Source organism: Bifidobacterium asteroides (genome assembly GCF_019469425.1).
Taxonomy (GTDB): domain Bacteria; phylum Actinomycetota; class Actinomycetes; order Actinomycetales; family Bifidobacteriaceae; genus Bombiscardovia; species Bombiscardovia asteroides_I.
The window spans coordinates 1054277-1072083 of sequence record NZ_CP048272.1 but is presented as its reverse complement, the minus strand read 5'-3'; the positions used below and the strand labels follow the sequence as shown (position 1 = coordinate 1072083).

The 17807-nt window shown below is 60.3% G+C and carries 15 protein-coding genes; 2 read left to right on the top strand and 13 right to left on the bottom strand.

Annotated elements, in window-relative coordinates; all coding sequences use genetic code 11:
- Nucleotides 1-40: 40 nt before the first annotated feature.
- The 10 genes from rlmN to GYM67_RS04270 form a co-directional block, all read right to left on the bottom strand.
- Entirely contained in the window at nucleotides 41-1228 is a 1188-nt protein-coding gene (gene rlmN, locus GYM67_RS04315; RefSeq protein WP_220237278.1) for a dual-specificity RNA methyltransferase RlmN, read from the bottom strand.
- A gap of 71 nt (nucleotides 1229-1299) precedes the next feature.
- Nucleotides 1300-2289, bottom strand: a complete 990-nt coding sequence (locus GYM67_RS04310; protein ID WP_220237277.1) for a phosphatidate cytidylyltransferase — start codon at nucleotides 2287-2289, stop codon at nucleotides 1300-1302.
- Between the two features lie 25 nt (nucleotides 2290-2314).
- The gene (gene frr, locus GYM67_RS04305) at nucleotides 2315-2869 is read right to left on the bottom strand and encodes a ribosome recycling factor (RefSeq protein WP_029678900.1); all 555 of its coding nucleotides are present in this window, start codon (nucleotides 2867-2869) and stop codon (nucleotides 2315-2317) included.
- A gap of 114 nt (nucleotides 2870-2983) precedes the next feature.
- The gene (gene pyrH, locus GYM67_RS04300) at nucleotides 2984-3739 is read right to left on the bottom strand and encodes a UMP kinase (RefSeq protein ID WP_220237276.1); all 756 of its coding nucleotides are present in this window, start codon (nucleotides 3737-3739) and stop codon (nucleotides 2984-2986) included.
- A gap of 230 nt (nucleotides 3740-3969) precedes the next feature.
- Complete coding sequence (tsf, locus tag GYM67_RS04295; RefSeq protein ID WP_220237275.1) at nucleotides 3970-4824, bottom strand: translation elongation factor Ts; 855 nt, start codon at nucleotides 4822-4824, stop codon at nucleotides 3970-3972.
- Nucleotides 4825-4875: 51 nt separating this feature from the next.
- Nucleotides 4876-5745: a 30S ribosomal protein S2 gene (gene rpsB, locus GYM67_RS04290; protein WP_220237274.1), complete on the bottom strand. Its 870-nt coding sequence runs from the start codon at nucleotides 5743-5745 to the stop codon at nucleotides 4876-4878.
- Nucleotides 5746-5970: 225 nt separating this feature from the next.
- Entirely contained in the window at nucleotides 5971-6453 is a 483-nt protein-coding gene (locus GYM67_RS04285) for a peptide deformylase (protein WP_220237273.1), read from the bottom strand.
- Between the two features lie 3 nt (nucleotides 6454-6456).
- Entirely contained in the window at nucleotides 6457-8439 is a 1983-nt protein-coding gene (locus GYM67_RS04280; protein WP_220237272.1) for an AMP-dependent synthetase/ligase, read from the bottom strand.
- A 38-nt stretch (nucleotides 8440-8477) separates the two neighbouring features.
- The gene (locus GYM67_RS04275; RefSeq protein ID WP_220237271.1) at nucleotides 8478-9032 is read right to left on the bottom strand and encodes a hypothetical protein; all 555 of its coding nucleotides are present in this window, start codon (nucleotides 9030-9032) and stop codon (nucleotides 8478-8480) included.
- 199 nt (nucleotides 9033-9231) lie between these two features.
- Nucleotides 9232-10356 carry a GuaB3 family IMP dehydrogenase-related protein gene (locus tag GYM67_RS04270; RefSeq protein WP_220237270.1) on the bottom strand — a complete coding sequence of 375 codons (1125 nt, stop codon included), beginning with the start codon at nucleotides 10354-10356 and terminating at the stop codon, nucleotides 9232-9234.
- Between the two features lie 163 nt (nucleotides 10357-10519).
- Here GYM67_RS04270 and GYM67_RS04265 point away from each other — a divergent pair, with 163 nt between their 5' ends.
- Nucleotides 10520-11770 (top strand): NADP-dependent isocitrate dehydrogenase, encoded by a 1251-nt coding sequence (locus GYM67_RS04265; RefSeq protein ID WP_220237269.1) that lies wholly within the window; start codon nucleotides 10520-10522, stop codon nucleotides 11768-11770.
- 254 nt (nucleotides 11771-12024) lie between these two features.
- Nucleotides 12025-13581, top strand: coding sequence for a type 1 periplasmic-binding domain-containing protein (locus tag GYM67_RS04260; protein ID WP_220237404.1), 1557 nt, complete (start codon nucleotides 12025-12027; stop codon nucleotides 13579-13581).
- Here GYM67_RS04260 and GYM67_RS04255 read toward each other — a convergent pair.
- The 3 genes from GYM67_RS04255 to GYM67_RS04245 form a co-directional block, all read right to left on the bottom strand.
- Nucleotides 13551-15377 carry an AMP-dependent synthetase/ligase gene (locus GYM67_RS04255; protein WP_220237403.1) on the bottom strand — a complete coding sequence of 609 codons (1827 nt, stop codon included), beginning with the start codon at nucleotides 15375-15377 and terminating at the stop codon, nucleotides 13551-13553. The two genes, GYM67_RS04260 and GYM67_RS04255, sit on opposite strands and share 31 nt — an antisense overlap.
- Nucleotides 15378-15496: 119 nt before the next feature.
- Entirely contained in the window at nucleotides 15497-16162 is a 666-nt protein-coding gene (locus tag GYM67_RS04250; protein WP_220237268.1) for a M23 family metallopeptidase, read from the bottom strand.
- 448 nt (nucleotides 16163-16610) lie between these two features.
- Complete coding sequence (locus GYM67_RS04245; RefSeq protein WP_220237267.1) at nucleotides 16611-17723, bottom strand: LacI family DNA-binding transcriptional regulator; 1113 nt, start codon at nucleotides 17721-17723, stop codon at nucleotides 16611-16613.
- Nucleotides 17724-17807 lie beyond the last annotated feature (84 nt).

The following is a 17807-nucleotide window of genomic DNA, read 5'->3' as shown; positions in this document are numbered from 1 at the left end:
GCGTGTCCGCACTATGGCATGAACATTGCAAAATGCTGAATCAGGCCTGAAGCTTGACGGCCTTGGCTGCCAGCTGCCCGCACGCGCCGTCGATGTCCGATCCTCGTGTGTCCCTCATGGTTGCAGTGATGCCCGCCTTGTGGAGAATGTCCAGGAAGCTCTGCTCATCCTCGGGCCTGGAGGCAGTCCAGCGAGACCCCTCAATAGGATTCAGGGGTATGGGGTTGACGTGCGCCCAGTCGTCCCCGTAGTGGTTGAGGCGCTTGGCCAGGAGGTGGGCATGCTCGGCCTGGTCGTTGATGCCACGCATCAGGGCATACTCGATGCTGACCCGTCTGCCGCTGGCCAGGTAGTAGTCGTGGGCCGCATCCAGGACCTGGGCGGTGTTGAAGCGGCGGTTCATGGGAACCAGCTCGTCGCGCAGCTTGTCGCTGGGAGCATGGAGTGAAACGGCCAGACGGACAGGAATCCCCTCTTTGGCCAGCTTGCGGATGCCAGGGACCACGCCGACCGTGGAGACAGTGATGTTCCTGGCCGAAATACCGAATCCCTTGGGGGGCAAAGCGCTGATCTGTCTGACGGCGGACAGGACAGCCCGGTAGTTGCCCATGGGCTCGCCCATCCCCATGAAGACGATATTGCTCAGACGACCTGGACCTCCGGCAACCTGTCCGGACCTCATCATCTGGGAGGCAGTCCTGACCTGTTCCAGAATCTCACCAGTCGACATGTTCCGCGTCAATCCAAGCTGACCTGTGGCGCAGAAAGGGCAGCCCATGCCGCAGCCGACCTGACTGGAGATGCAGAGGGTGGCCCTGGAGGGGTAGCGCATGAGCACAGACTCGATCCTGGACCCGTCGAAGAGCTCCCAGAGTGTCTTGACGGTGGTCCCCTGATCCGCCTTCTGAACAGCGACCGGGGTTATCAGTTCAGGGAAGAAGAGGCGTGCAGCATCTTGGCGGCTGGCCGCGGGAAAGTCCGTGAAGTCGTCCGGGTCGGTGGACAGATGGTTGAAGTAATGGTTGGCCAGTTGAGAGACACGGAATTTCGGCAGGCCCAGTTGAGCGCAGACCTCCTGACGCTCCTGCTCGTCCATGTCCGTAAAGTGGCGCGGCGGCTTGCCTCGTCGGGCATGGTCTGCCGCCAGAACATCCCTGAAAACTCCTTCCTTGCCTCCGGGGGTGATGCCGGTCTCAGGCTCGGCACCGGCCAAATCGACGTCTGTCATGCCTCTACCTCATCCTGTATCAGCTATTCAATCTGACAAAACTATGAATATACGCTTGCAATCGATTCCGGTCACAGACCAGTGACCAAAAGGACCAGTGTGATGAACGGTGCGGACATGAGGATGGAATCCACCCTGTCCAGGACCCCCCCATGACCCTTGAGCAGGTGGCCCATGTCCTTGATCCCCAGGTCGCGTTTGATCAAGGATGCACTCAGATCCCCAAGAGTTCCTGTGGCTCCGACCATGATGCCCATGAGCAGGGCGACCCACCAGATCCGTCCCCAATCCGCCATGGGGTAGGTAGCCGCAAAGATGACCAGGGCGCCGACCAGGCAGCAGAGCATGGAACCTGCCAGCCCCTCCAGCGACTTGCCAGGAGAGATACGGGGCGAGATCTTGTGCTTGCCGAAGATCGAGCCAAAGAGAAGTCCGCCAATGTCGCTTAAGGCAGGCAGGAAAATCACCATGAAGGCGTGCGCGGCAGGATGCCCACCGAAGGTGGTGGGCAGGGTTATCAGACAGGCCAGGAGGGTGATATAGACAACGGTCAGGAGGGTAACGCCCACATTGGCCAGGCTGCTTGACCGGCTCTCCCCTCCTGTGGTGCCATAGGAGGCATCGGCCATGGTCTGCGCATCCTTGCCCGACAACTTGGCATTCACTGCCTTGACCAGCCGACCGCCCAGGCGGTGGTTGCGGGTGGCCGCAAGAACCCCGACCAAGGCAGTGACCAAAACTCCGGCGGTCATGACCGCCACATGGTCCGGCGCATAGAAGGAGGCCAGCATGGTGGCCGCCGAGCAGATCCAGAGCTCGACCACCGGTATATGCAGGCCTGCCGTGGCAAAGTCCACCCTCAGCTCCCAGAGCCCCAGGGTCATGAAAACCACAATCAGGTAAATGAATGCATCGATGCGCACCAGGATGCAGGCCAGGATGATAACCACCAGAAGCGCGCCAGTGGCTACCGCCTGCGGCAAGTTACGCCCGGTCCGCTTATTCAGGGTTGCGACGGCATCCTGACCGGCCGTCTCGACAGAGCTTTCCTTAGTACTCATATACAGTGGATCCTCCCCATGCGGATCAGACTTCGAGAATCTCCTTCTCCTTGGCATCCAGAAGCTGGTCGATCATGTCGTTCTTCTGCTTGGTGACGGTCTCAAGCTCCTTCTGCAGCCGGTTGCCTTCATCCTCACCCAGGTCGCCATCCTTGACCTTAGCCTCCAGCTCTTCCTTGACCTTGCGCCGGATGTTGCGGACAGCCACCTTGCCCTCCTCGGCCTTGTTCTTGGCCAGCTTGACATAGTCCCGGCGGCGCTCCTCGGTCAGCTCGGGCATGGTGACCCTGATGACGTTGCCATCGCGGCTGGGGTTGACGCCCAGGTCCGAGTCGCGGATGGCCTTCTCGACTGCGCCTGCCTGGGAGGGGTCGAAGGGGGTGACGGCCAGAGTGCGAGGCTCCGGGACGCCTATGGAAGCCAGCGACTTGATGGGCGTGGGAGTGCCGTAATACTCCACCATGATGTCGTTGAGGAAGGAGGGGTTGGCACGCCCAGTCCTAATTCCCGAGAAATTCTCCTTGGTCGCCTCGATGCTCTTGTCCATCTGTCTTCCGGCCTGGTCCACCACTGTGGTCATGATCTGCTCCTTGCTGTATAGACCATCCGCCTGTGCGCGTAAGGTCCGTCGTTCTTATACTCTACGGCCATGGGGCCACGGGGGCCAAGCGGCGCGATGCGAGCCCGCAGCCGGTCACAGGGTACGATCAGGACCGCCGTGAACCAGGGTGCCCAGACGCTGGCCTTTGAGCGCCCCGGTCACGTTGCCTTCGCCCTCCAGTCCGAAGACACGGATAGGCATGTCGTTGTCCCGGGCCATGGACAGCGCTGCCGCATCCATAACAGCCAGGTTGTCCACCAGTGCACGCTGGTAGCTCAGATTGGTGAACATGCGCGCAGATGCCTGTTTGTGCGGATCAGCCGTGTACACGCCGTCCACACCGTTCTTGCCCATCAGGACCTCGACGCAATGGATCTCCAAGGCCCGCTGGATGGAGACGGTATCGGTTGAGAAGTAAGGCATGCCGGATCCGGCGCCGAAGATGACCACGCGCCCCTTCTCCAGGTGGCGGATGGCCTTAAGCGGGATGTAGGGCTCGGCCACCTGGCCCATGGTGATGGCTGTCTGCACCCTGGTGGCCTGACCATCCTGCTCCAGGAAGTCCTGCAAGGCCAGACAGTTCATGACCGTGCCCAGCATGCCCATGTAGTCGCCGCGCGAACGCTCGATTCCGGCCTGGCTGAGCTCGGCTCCGCGGAAGAAGTTGCCGCCGCCCACCACAATGGCGACCTGCACGCCGCTCTGCACTGCCTGGACGATTTCCTTGGCCACCCGCTTGACCACCTGCACGTCAATGCCGACCTCGCCTCCCCCGAAGGCCTCTCCGGAGAGCTTGAGCAGCACACGACGAGACGATGCTGGGTTTTGCGCTGAATCGGATCCGGTCATAAAAGCCCTTTCTCCAAACATGATGACGTGCGTAATACGCCGCTAATAGGGTATCGAGGCTGGGCGACAAGACCTCCTTGAGAAGACCCAGGTAATAGGCCCGGGGAATCAGCCCGAAACACAAGAAGGGGAGCGACCATGGAAGCCGCTCCCCTGCCATCAATGCCGGCCGTCCGGCCTACCCACTCAAGCAGGATCAGGCGAGACGACCTAAGACATTGCCGGACTGCTTACTGCTCCTCGTCGCCCTTGCCGACCTCGAGACGGGCGAAGGCCAAAGCCTTGCCGCCAGCCTGCTTGAAGAGGTCGTCAATGGTCTTGGAGGTGTCCTTGACGTACTGCTGCTCCAGCAGGACGGTCTCCTTGAAGAAGGCGTTTAGACGCCCCTCGACGATCTTGGGAATGATCTTCTCGGGCTTGCCTTCGGCCTGGGACTTCTCGGTGGCCACGCGACGCTCGGACTCCACCACGTCAGCGGGCACATCCTCGCGGCTGAGCCACTTGGGGCTCATGGCGGAGATCTGCAGGGCCACCTCATGAGCGACCTGGGCGCCTGCCTCATCAGTGGCGATCATGGCCACGATGGAGGGGGGCATCTCCACGGACTTGCGGTGGGCGTAGATCTCGACACGGGGACCTTCGACCCGGGCCACCTGGCCGACCTTGACGTGTTCATGGAAGAGCGCGCCGGCCTCCTCTACAGTCTCCTTGACGGTGCCGGACTTGGATGGAGCAGCATCGACCTGCTCGGCGTTGGAGGCATCGGCCTTGGCCACGTCGCCGATGACCTCCTGGCCGAACTCAACGAACTGAGGGGTCTTGGCCACAAAGTCGGTCTCGGAGTTGAGCTCGACGGCATAGCCAATCTGGCCCTGTCCACCCTCCACGACGGTGGAAGCGATCAGGCCCTCCTGAGCCTTGCGGCCCTCACGGGCGCCTGCGGCCTGGATGCCGGTGGCGCGGATGATCTCCTTGGCGCGGGCCATATCGCCCTCGGCCTCGGTCAAGGCCTTCTTGACGTCCATCATGCCGGCGCCGGTCTGATCACGCAGCTCCTTGATCAGTGCAGCGGTGATTTTTGCCATGAAACTCTCCTATCTGGTCTTTCCTGGATGTATCTATCTAGGCGCCAGGTTTCAGGCGGCCTGATCAGCAGCGGGGGTCTCCTGCTGCTCTTGCGCAGGCTGCTCGGCCTGGGGAGCCTGGGCGGCCTCCTGGCCCTGTTCCTGCGGCTGTCCGTCCTTGTTCTCCAGCAGGTTCTTCTCCCACTCGGCCATAGGCTGGTCGGAGGCCTCCTCGGTCTTGGCGGCCTTGCCGGAGCGCTCCAGCAGACCGTCAGCCACGGCATCAGCCATGAGCCGAGTCAGCAGCTCGACGCCGCGAATGGCATCGTCGTTGGCAGGAATGGGGTAGGTGACGAGCTCAGGATCCGTGTTGGTGTCCACCAGAGCCACGACCGGGATGCCCAACTTGTTGGCCTCGGAGACCGCCAGGGCCTCCTTGTTGATGTCGACCACGAACAGGGCCGAAGGGGTGCGGCTCATGTTGCGGATGCCACCCAGCTGACGCTCCAGCTTGTCCTTCTCGCGCCGAAGGAGCAGCAGCTCCTTCTTGGTCAGCCCCGAGCCGTGCACGTCGTCGAAGTCCATCTCCTCCAGCTCCTTCAAGCGGCCGACCCGCTTGGTCACAGTCTGGAAGTTGGTCAGCATGCCACCCAGCCAGCGCTCGGAGACGTAGGGCATGTTCACCCGGGTGGCCTGGGCCTTGATGGCCTCCTGGGCCTGCTTCTTGGTCCCCACGAAGAGCACGGTGCCGTTGTGGGCCACGGTCTGCTTGATGAAGTCATAGGCCTGGTCGATCAGACCGAGCGACTTGAAGAGGTTGATGATGTGGATGCCGTTACGCTCCATCAGGATGTACTGCTTCATCTTGGGGTTCCAACGACGGGTCTGGTGTCCGAAGTGGACGCCGGCCTTCAGCATTTCGCTCATGGTGATCTGTGCCATGTCCGTACCTTTCATTGTCGGTTATTGCCTGGCCATGTGCACCTGCGTGCAACTCCGAGGAGCCGACCGACACAGGGCGTCGCGGACATGGCGCGAATTCGCGGCGTGCGTTCGGGAATACTCTTGGCGCGCCTGTCCACCCGTGACAGCGGACATGCGCAATGACACGCCGGATTACTATGATACCCAAGGCCAATGACCACGGGTATCGTGTTCTCCTTCTGCCTACCTGGTTGATCTCAGCTGTTGCATGGCCTTGCGGCGGACATCGCTCTCCAGCCGATCCACATAGACATGGCCGTCCAGATGATCGCACTCGTGCTGGATCATCCGCCCCATAATGCCATGGCCTTCAAGAGTCACTGTTTTACCGTCCAGATCGATGCCGTGGGCTCGGGCGTAGTCGGCCCGTCTGGTCGGATACCAGAGGTTGGGCAGGGACAGGCATCCCTCCTCGCCATACTGCTCGCCGGAGGTCTTATCAATGACCGGATTGATGATGTAGCCCACCTTGCCGCCGATGTTATACGAGAAAACGCGCAGGCCCACGCCGATCTGGTTGGCAGACAGGCCTGCCCTGCCGGGGTCGTCGACAGTGTCCACCAGGTCACGCACAAGAGTGCGGACAGCCGGGGTGATGCTGGTCACAGGATCGCAGGGGGTGCGCAAAACCGGATCGGGAACCACTCTGATTGTACGAATCGCCACTGCCTACTCCTCGTCATCCCGGCCGTCGCGGCCGTTCTTCTCGTTCTCTGGGGTTGCTTCCTCCTCCTGGCGACCATCACGCTTGTGCCCGGTCATGCTGGCCAGGGAGTCGCTCACAGTGGTCCGTGCCCTGCTGACGATGTCATTCTCCTTGGCGGCGGGCTTGGCTGACGTCCTGGGCGCATAAAGGACCTTGTCCACAAGTTCGGAATACTGGCGAAGCACCTCGGGGCGCACCACCTTCAGACTGGGGGTCAGGGTGCCGTCCTCCTGGCTGAAGTCCTTGTCCAGCACTAGGAACTTGCGCACCGACTCGGCCCGCGAGACGTTGCAGTTGGCCTTGTCCACATACTGCTGGATGAAGGCATGGATGGCATCATTATGGCTGGCCTGTTCCATGCTCATGTCAGCGTCCAGACCCTGGGAGACCAGCCAGGACTTCAGCATGCCGGCATCCAGGGTGACCAAGGCGCCCACGAAGGGCCTGCCGTCGCCCACGACTACGGCTTGGGAGACAATCGGACAGGTGCTGATGACATCCTCCATAGGAGCCGGGCTCACATTCTTGCCGCCGGCGGTGATGATGACGTCCTTCTTGCGACCGGTGATAAAGACGAAGCCTTGGTCGTCGATCTGGGCCAGATCGCCGGTGTGCAGCCAGCCGTCCTTATCGAGCACGGTGGAATCCAGCTCTGGCTGGTGGTAATAGCCCATGAAGACGCTGGGGCCCTTGACCAGAAGCTCGTCGTCGTCGCTCAGCCTGACTGTGATGCCCGAGCCAGGGCGGCCGACCGACCCCACCTCGTTGGCATCCTCGAAGTTGACAATGCAGGGGGCTGCCGTCTCAGTCATCCCGTAGCCTTGGATGAAGGTGATCCCGTCGATTCCGTTGAAGAAGTGGGCCAGGTCGGCGTTCATGGGCGCGCCGCCGCAGGCCAGGTAGCTCAGGTTGGAGCCCAGGGCCGATTCGATCGTGTTGCCGACGGTCTTGGTGTAGAAGGCGTGGGCCAGGCGGGTCAGCGGCGAGTGGCCGCGCCCCTCCTGCTCGTCTTTGGACCACTTGATGAAGTGCCTGGTGGCCTTGGCGAAGACCTTGCCGGCCAGACCTGTGCCGGCCTTCTGCGAGGCGGCGTTGTAGACCTTCTCAAAGACACGGGGCACGCCCAGCAGGTAGGTGGGCCGGAAGGTGCGCAGGTCGGTCAGCAGGTGCTTGGCGTTGGAGACGTATCCTACCACGCCTTGGGCGCCGATGGCCACGTACTGGATGTAGCGGGCGAAGCAGTGGGCCAGGGGGAGGAAGAGCATCAGGCGGGAAGGCGCTGCCAGCATGTGGTAGAGCACATCCCAGCCCACGAAGACGATGTGGACGAAGTTCCGGTTGGAGAGCATGGCGCCCTTGGGCTCCCCGGTGGAACCCGAAGTGTAGACGATGGTGGCCAGATCGTCGGCCTTGACCTGGGCTATGGCTTGGTCAAGGCGCTCGTCGTCGATCCCCTGGCCGAATTCGCTGACTGCGTTCAGACCCCCGGCTTCGAAATTGAAGACATACTTGAGCTTGGGCGAGGACCCACGAACCTGCTCCAGAATCTGCGCATGCTCCGAGTCGCCGGCGAAGGCCAGAACGCAGTCCACGTCCTGAACGATCTTCTGGGCCTGGCTGGGCGAGTCGGTCTCGTAGATGGGTACCGAGACCGCCCCGATGGCGGCGCAGGCAAAGTCCGTGACCCCCCAGTCATAGCTGGTGGAGGCATAGATGACCACGGTGCTGCCCTTTTCCACGCCCAGGGCCATCATGCCCTTGGCCACAGCGCGAACCCGTGCGGACATCTGCCCGGCCTTGACATCGTGCCAGTTTCTGGTCATGGGATCCTGCCACTGGGCAACCAGCTCCTCAGGGTCGCGGGCGGTGCGTTTTGCCAGGAGTGAATAGATGGTGTCCTTGTCCGTCGTCGGGTGTTGAAGCTCGACCGTAAATTCACGCAACATACCCACCATCATATGGGTCAACCCGCCAAAGCCGTCGCCTAGCCAATGTCGAAGCGCACACAGAGCCAGCGCGAACCGCTTCTGACAACGATCAGGTTGGTCAGCACCGTACGCTCGCCGACCAGGAATCCGATGGTCGTTTCGTACCGGTCGCAGTCCACGCCGTAGAGCTCGACCAGTTTAGGAATCAGTGGCAGGTAAGCCAGGCCGACATGATCCGACGTGCGAACCATGCCCAGATGCCGATCACGCATCAGCTGGGCCAGCATAGCCAGCCGTTCCATGCAGACGCGGTTGAGCACGCGGTCCAGGCTCTTCATCGGCAGACGGCCCCGCAGCACATCGAAGACCCTGGATGCCAACGCACACAGGTTGACCAGAATTCGCTTGAGATCACCCGTCAGCCCCTCATGCCCGTCAGTATCTGTCGGCCGAACGAAGTTGACAGTTCGCACTGTCAGGTTGATGTCCCCAAGTCCCAGCGGCACCTGAGCAGAGGTAGACGGCCACCAGCCGCCAACGTCCTTTTCTGTCGAATCCCCGACAGCCTGATTCCCATCCCAGGTCGGCGCCAGATCCATGTACTCCGTCATACTTGTCTCCTCGCACTTCGATGTGCTTGTCCCCCCTATCATGCCGGCGAGGTGCACTGGGCGACCGACGCAACGACAGCGATTACGTCTAGAGTAAGAATGCGCTGAGGCAATGTAAAGGCCGGTTCAGGAATGTGGTCAACCTGAACCGGCCTTGATACCGATTGTGGATAAATAGGCTTTGAATGCCCTGTCCGGCTTAGCAGCGGGGAGCAGAAGTCACCGCCACGCGGCACTTCTGGAAGTTCTTGACATCCACGTAGCCGGTGGAGGCCATGGCCCGGCGCAGGGCCCCGATCAGGTTCAGGCTGCCATCGGTGCGATCGCTGGGTCCGAAGAGTATGCGCTCCAGGCTCCCCACCTGGCCAACCTGGACCCTGCGACCCCTTGGCAGCTCAGGATGATGTGCCTCGGCCCCCCAGTGCATGCCCTGACCGGGAGCCTCCATGGCCTTGGCCAGAGGCGTGCCCAGCATGACCGCATCGGCCCCCATAGCCAAAGCCTTGACAAAGGACCCCGAGGTGCCGGTCTCCCCGTCGGCGATGACCTGAACGTAGCGGCCACCGGACTCGTCCAGGTAGTCGCGACGCGCCTCGGCTACATCCGAGATGGCCGTGGCCATAGGAGCCTGAATTCCGATGGTGGCGGAGTCAGTAGAGGAGGCTCCCCCGCCGAACCCGACCAGCACCCCGGCAGCACCCGTGCGCATCAGATGCAGGGCAGCCTGGTAGGTAGCAGCCCCGCCAACGATGACCGGAACGTCCAGATCGTAGATGAACTTCTTCAAATCCAAAGGCTCATGACTGGTGGAGACATGCTCAGCCGAGACCGCCGTGCCGCGGATCACGAAGAGATCCACGCCCGCATCGACCACTGTAGCGTAGAACTCCTGGGTGCGCTGAGGCGACAGGGCACCGGCCACCGTGACCCCGGCCTTGCGAATCTCCTGTAGACGGCGGGTGATCAGTTCCGCCTTGACCGGCTCACGGTAGGCCTCCTGAATGACTCCGGTAGCCTGCTCCGGCGAGGCATGGGCTATTTGATCCAGCTGAGGGCGCGGATCCTCGTATCGGGTCCATAAACCCTCCAAGTCCAGCACGCCCAGTCCACCCAACCGTCCCAAGGCAATGGCCGTCTCCGGACTGGTCACCGAGTCCATGGGCGCCGCCAGAAGAGGCAGGTTGAACTCGTAGGCATCCACCTGCCAGGCCGTGGACACATCCTGGGGATCCCTGGTCCTTCTTGATGGGAGTATGGAGACATCATCGAGCGTATAGGCCACCGTGGCCTTCTTGCCGAGACCGATTTCGATTTCCTGTGTCATACCTGCCAGCCTAGCGCCTCATGATGACGCTCCGGCGTGCTACGAACGGGTTACGAGCAGGGGAACGGAGGGTAACAAACTTGGGATAGAACTGTCCGCGAGCGCAACTGCGGCACCGGGAGCAGGATCCGGCCCCCGACCCGCCCACTGTTAGGAGGTCGCCATGGAGAAGATCGCCGTGAAGGGATGCATCGTCGAGCTCGACGGTGACGAGATGACCCGGGTCATATGGAAAATGATCAAAGAACGGCTGATTCTGCCCTATCTGGATGTGGACCTGGACTATCATGACTTGAGCATCCGCAACAGGGACGCCACCGACGACAAGGTCACCGTGCAGGCGGCTCAGGCCATTCAGCGCGAGCATGTGGGCATCAAGTGCGCCACAATAACCCCGGACGAGGCCCGGGTGAAGGAATTCGGTCTCAAGCGCATGTGGAAGTCGCCCAACGGCACCATTCGCAACATTCTTGGCGGAACCATCTTCCGCGAGCCCATCGTCATCGACAACATCCCCCGACTGGTTCCCGGATGGTCCAAACCCATCGTGGTGGCCCGCCATGCCTTTGGCGACCAATACCAGGCCACTGATTTTACCGTGCCCGAGCCTGGAAAGCTGAGCGTTACCTTCACCCCCGATGACGGGGGCGAGCCGGTGACCCGAGAAGTGACCGTCTACCCAGGTCCGGGTGTGGCCCAGGTTCAGTTCAACCTTGACGACTCCATCCGTGACTTTGCGCGCTCCTGCTTCAACTATGCCCTGCAGAGGCACTACCCGGTCTACCTAAGCACCAAGAACACCATCCTCAAGGCCTATGACGGCCGGTTCAAGGACATTTTCGCCCGAGTCTACGAGCAGGAGTACCAAAGTCGGTTCGAACAAGAGGGGCTGGCCTACCAGCATCGGCTGATTGACGACATGGTGGCCTCCTCCCTCAAGTGGCAGGGAGGCTATGTCTGGGCCTGCAAGAACTACGACGGCGATGTTCAATCCGATGCAATAGCTCAAGGGTTCGGATCCCTCGGCCTCATGAATTCCATGCTGATGACGGCCGATGGGCAGACCGTAGAGGCAGAGGCCGCCCATGGAACCGTGACCAGGCATTACCGGCGCTGGCTCAAAGGGGAAACCACCTCCACCAATCCGATCGCATCCATTTTCGCCTGGACCGGCGGACTCAAGCAGCGGGCGCGGCTGGATGACACACCCAAGGTGTCCCAGTTTGCGCAAACCCTGGAGTCCGTGGTCGTCGAGACCGTGCGCTCCGGCCGCATGACCAAGGACCTAGCCAGCCTGGTCGGTCCTGACCAGCCCTGGCTGGACACCGAAGGGTTTATGGCTGCCCTGGACCATGCCCTCGCCGAGCGTATGGTTTCGACTACGACAGCGGCCAAGGACCCCAGGGCGGACTAGCGGATCAGGCACGGCATCATCTCCTGGCCGTTGCAGGCGGTTAATCTGCTCAGTTCGGTTTTGACTGTCTGTCCCTAGGCGAGAACCTTGTGCGCAAAAGCAAGGAGGCTCCATACGCTCCTGCCCGAGAGCCCATAATGGTTGCTCGGAACCCGACCAGAGTCGGGTTCTGTCGGAACGAAGGAGCGAACGTGAAGAAGACCGGCTTTGCACGGCATTTGTCAGGCTTGCTGGCCCTGCTGGCATGCCTGTTCATGGTGGCATCGGCTGGTGCCTGCGGTCCGGCCATGGGCGGAGGGAAATCATTCTCCCCAAACGCCCCGCAGAGCCAGGCGACCTCCACGGCAGCTGCCGAAGTGCCCGGTCGAGTGGCCATTTTCACTCCCTCCGACGGCATCACCCTCTCCCAGCACACACCCATCAACAAGTGGGCCGCCCTGGTTCCAGAGCTCAAGGCGGCACTGACCAAGGAGCATCTTTCCGGCAAGCGCATCGATGCCTACACCAGCGGGAATCTGGAGGATCAAAGCAAGGAACTGCAGGATTACGTGGTCAACCGTCTTTCAGAGCGCAAGGCCGGGAAGACCGCAGAGCCGACCACACTGGTGGTGGCACCCATGACCTCGCCTGACTCCATTACCCGCCAGTATGGCGACTACATCAGCAAGTCACTGGATACTGATGCCAGAGACAAGGCGAGTGCACGCCTGGTCTCGTCTCTGCGGCTGGCCGCGGGCGCGGGCATGCATCTGGTGCTGCTGGCCAATCAGGTGCCGGGCATTCAGCCGGATCTGTTCGTACAGTTGTCTGATGCACGGGCCATCGGTCAAATGCAGGCGGACAAGCTGGCCAGCAAGCTGGAGCTGGACAAGGCCAGCAAGAACAACCCCTGCCGCATCGAGATTCTGCTGCCGAACCGCACAGCCGAGACATCTTCCTCTGATGCCTCCTCTGCCGACAAGGATGCTGAAGCCAGCCAGGCTCAGCAGGGAAGGCAAGAGGAGCAGGATGCGCAGAGTTCTTTCCCCGCCCAGGCCTTCGCCGGAATCTGGCAAGTGCTTGGCCCCTATTTCAGGGATGGCCGGGCTGTCAGCCCCTCGGGGCGCCTGCAAGCAGACAGCACCGAGAAGGACTGGCAGACGGTCGCTTTTGACCCAGGCAAGGATGCTTCTGCTACCGGCAAGGAGCTGGCGACCCGTCTGGCCATGAGCGATGGCACCAAGACCCGTACCGAGGTGGACGGCATTCTGGCCATGAACGACTTCATTGTTTCCGGGGTGGTCTCTGAGCTCGGGGATCTGGGGTATCGAGGTACATCGGCAGATGTCAACCCGGAGATTTCCATATCAGGCATTGTCGGATCCATGGCCGGCCGCCAGGATCTGCATCGGCAGCGCGTTCCCAAACCCGCCCAGGACCCTGCAACCCGGAATCAGACAGGGTCGGATGCAGATTCTTCACAGCAGACCACGGGCAAAACTCAGGAATCCACGCCCTCGGACGACCACGCCGCCTGGCCCATCATCAGCGGATATGGCGCCTACGTGGACAACATCCCTCAAATCGTGGACGGACGTCAGTGGATGACCGGCCTAGAGGACAGGCTTGGGTTGGCGGCTGATATCGCCAAGGCTTGCATCGGCCTCAACAGCCAGGGTAAGGTGCCAGCCATGAACACGATCCAGGCCATCAACCAGAACGGCAAACAGGTGCGCCGCTTGTCAAGACCCTTGGTTGCGGTGTCAGCCTCCAACCTCAAGGCGACGCTGATCGATACCGGCTACATCAAACCGGCAGACGCGGGTCTCTGAGCATAGATCTCCCGCTCGATCCGATCCTCATACCGCTTGAGAACCTCCTGCCGGCGGGGCTTGTATGATGCGGTGAGCAGACCGTTCTCTCGAGTGAAGTCCTGGTCCAGAATCAGATAGCGGCGAATGCCCTCGGCCCGTGAGACCTCGGCATTGGCCGCATCCACGGCACGGTCGACCTCGGTGCGGATGATGGGGTTCCCCCCAGCCGCAGCAGCATCTTTCAAAGGCTCGGCGCCCTGGTCCCGCAGCCAGCGGTCAACCTCCTCGGGATTGAGGGTGATCAAGGCCGAGATGAATGGCCTGCGGTCCCCGATGACCATACAGTGGCTGATGATGGGCGAACGTTCAACGGCCGTCTCCAGCAGCACCGGCGAGATGTTCTTGCCACCAGCAGTAATGATGATTTCCTTGCGCCGGCCAGTCAACCGAACGAACCCGTCCTCGTCCAGACTGCCCAGATCGCCGGTCAGCAGCCAACCGTCGCGAATCTGCCTGGTGGTGATTTCGGGATGGTTGTGGTAGCCCATGCAGACGTCGGGACCCTTGACGCATAGCTGGTCCTCCTGGTCGATGCCCACGGTGATGCCGGGCATGGGCAGACCGATGGTGCCCAGCCGGTAGCCCTTGGTGGGGTTGACCGTCACCGGACCCATGGTCTCGGTCATGCCGTAGCCCTCCAGCAAGGGCAGGCCTATGCCATTGAAGAAGTCCGCAATGTCCCTGTCCAGAGGGGCTCCGCCCGAAATGGCATACTTGACCCGGCCACCCAGGGCCTCCAGGATGGGATCGTAGACAGTGCCCGTATACATGAGGTGCTTGGTCTTCAGCGACACAGGAACTCGGCTGCCGGTCTGCTGATGACGGGACCACTGCCTGGCCACACCTGCAGCATCCAGGAAAATTCTGCCCCTGGCGCCTGTGCCGGCTCGCTGGGATGCGGCGTTGTAGATCTTCTCGAAGATTCGCGGCACAGCCAGGATGAAAGTGGGTTTGAAGGTCTGCATGTCCTGGAGCAGATTGCGGATGGACCCGGTAAGCCCCAAGGTGAGGTCCGTGGCGATGGCGAAGAACTGCAGGCAGCGGGCGAAGGCGTGAGCCAGGGGTAGGCAGAGCAGAAGCCGTCTGCCCTCGCCCAGGCAGATGTCAGGGACTGCCTGAGCACCCGATCGCACAGTGAAGACGATGTTGCTATGGCTGAGTTCAATGCCCTTGGGCTTGCCCGTGGAGCCTGAGGTGTAGACGATGGTAGCCAGGTCGGAGCCTTGCACCGAGTCGGTCCGGGCTTGGAAGTCCGCCTGGTCCACCGCCCGTCCATAGGCGGTCATGGTGGTCAGAGCTCCCCTGGTGATCACATAAAGGTCGTTCAGATAGGCGCATTGGGAACGAACCGCGTCCACCCGGGCTCTCATGTCGTCATCCTCCAGAAAGGCCATGCCGACATGGGAGTCGTTGAAGATGCGCCGGATCTGATCAGGCGAGTCTGTCTCGTAGACTGGCACCGTCACCGCTCCAATGGCGAGGATGGCCATGTCCAGAGCAGTCCACTCCCATCTGGTGTGCGAGACGATGGCCACCGAATCCCCCCGACCTATCCCCCGGGCCATAAGCCCCTTGGCCAGTCCGATCACACGATCCAGGAACTCACGGGCCGTGATGGTGCTCCACTCACGTCTGCTCCGGTATTCGATCAAAGGATCATCCCCCAGGCGCTCCACCCTGTCCTCAAGCAGGGAGAAGACGCTGGCATCAGCATCTATCGGCTCCTCAAGCGGACGCGTGAATTCTTGCTGCATGTTCTGCATGACCACTCCCTGCTGAAACGGCGTTGTGCTTAACGATTCTAACCGCTCCCCCGGGCTGGCGATATACCCGGTCTGTAAACGCGCGAGTCACCTGAGTGGCGCTGTCGCTTCTATAAGGGTTTGAGTCGAATCCGATGCCCTCCGACTTTGGCACCGGGATCCAGATAATGGCCTTGGTCGTCTTTCAGACCCCAGTGCAGACATTCCTGAGCACAGTGGTCGGAGGCCCCTTCTACCTTTCCCCAAATTGCCCCGGCCTGCAGCCGGGTCCCTGTTGGCAGAGAGCTCTGTGCAGGCTCGTAGGTGGAGACCAGGTTGCCGTGAAGTATGGAGACCACGTCCTTGCCTGCTACGGAACCCGCGAAGGCGAGGATGCCGTCTGCCGGAGCACGGATAATACTGCCTTGCTCCGCCGCCAGATCAATCCCTCGATGACCGCTCAGCCACGGACGGTCCGGAGGGTCGAAGGGACGTATAACCCTTGGGGCGGCCTTATGGGCGGGTAGAGGTTCAAGCGGCCACAGCCAGCCCCGGCGGCATACTGAGGTCGATGAGGCAACTCGACCGTTCTGCACCGGAGCTGCAGCCGAAGGCAGAGCCGGCGCAGGCTGAGCCGTGACGGTTGCCGTAGGCCCTGCGGCCGACAGGACAAGTGCCAGGATCAGCACCAGCAGCGTTCTGGGAAACCAGGGAGGCCGACAGCCAGAAGGCATGATGGGCATCCGGCTGGTAACTCGCCCTATGCCCTTGTTCTTATGGTCACGCGCACAGGCCATAGTCGCACCTTCATTCCGTCATCATGGGTACCCGATTGAGCGCCCACCATCATGATGGATTGGATGCCGGAATCGCCGTGATCGAGCAGGAACATGTGGTCGAATATGCAGTCGTCCACAGCTCGTCCAGACAGGAGCCTGACAGTGATTGTTCATGCAAGAGTGCAAGGAATGAGAAAAAAAAGACCTGTCAAAAGCGGTGACTGAATCTTGCATTATGGAAATCGAGAACCTTTCTTACAAAAGCAGGTAAAGGCCAGACCAACCGTCACTGAATGCAGATAGATCCTCATGTGCATCTCGTCTGATGCAAAATATACGAATGAGAAACTACTGCCAGGATACTAAAAAAGTTGGAGAACTAAAATCAACCAATCACACAGATGGCCAGCCTCAAAGCAAATCCACTAGAAATTGCTTCAATAAACGATCTCATTTCTGGCGGCTTTTAAATCACATTCAAAGGTCGGGCCGCCACTGCTCTGTTAGTTGCAGCTATTGCTACAGTATGTTTTTCTGTCGGGAACGCCAGGGTTGAATCTCTCTCAACGAGTCGGAAATCAGTCACAAAGGTCCTGGATTTGCCCTTGTACCCATGGATGCGCTCAATCAACATATCAATAGCATGCTCAACGTAGTCATTCAGGCATGGATCAATGGTCGTTAGTGATGGAGTCGAATAGGACGACTCCGGCACATCGTCGAATCCCACGACTTGGACATCTTCAGGGATACGGATTCCCTCGTTCTGCAAACCATGCAAGGCACCCAGTGCCATAGCATCAGTCAGGCAAATAATCGCATCCGGGCGTATACCTCTGGACAACATTTGTGTCACAGCCTGTACGCCACTGACTCCTTCCATCCAATCCTTCGGCAGAAGCATCCGCCAATCCACCGGCAGTCCCCGCTCTTCGAAGGCCTCTATATATCCCCTAATTCTCAGTTCCTGCAGGCCTTCGGTAGCGCACATGTATTCATTGCGCGTCTTTGACTTCTCCGGTGCACCGAAGACTGCTATACGACGACATCCCATATCCAGTAACCTGCCTGTGACATACCGAATGGCTCTCGTATTAGGCATAGTCACCCAGTCAACACGATCATAGGAGTTGTAATCACCGGCTAAAACGATCGGATAAGGCTGATCGAGGATGATGCCTCCGTTTTTTAAAGGCTGGTCCGAAAAAAGCAGCCACCCATCTGCTGACAGCTTTGTGATTTCGTCCATGATGACAGGCAGACCTGATCCGTCCGACCCGTAAGTGCTAATTACTGTTCCGTATCCGTGTTTTCGTGATATGTCTATGACTTTATCTGCCAAATAAGGGGCGAATGGCTGCGAAAAATCGAAAATCCCCAGGCCTATAAGCTTGGTGGCACCCGTTTTTAATGAACGGGCCGATACATTGATCATGTAGCCAAGTTCACGAATGGAGTCCTGCACGCGTTTTCTGGTGGAATCACGCATGCTGCCTGTACCGTTGATGACATTGGACACTGTTTTGATGGAAACACCAGAATGCCTGGCTACATCCTTGATAGTCACTCTGGTTGTCAATAGAGCCCCTTACCAATCGGCAATTACATATATTCCGAATTCACGCAACTCCACATAGTGGACTTATGCGAATTCGGAATACGT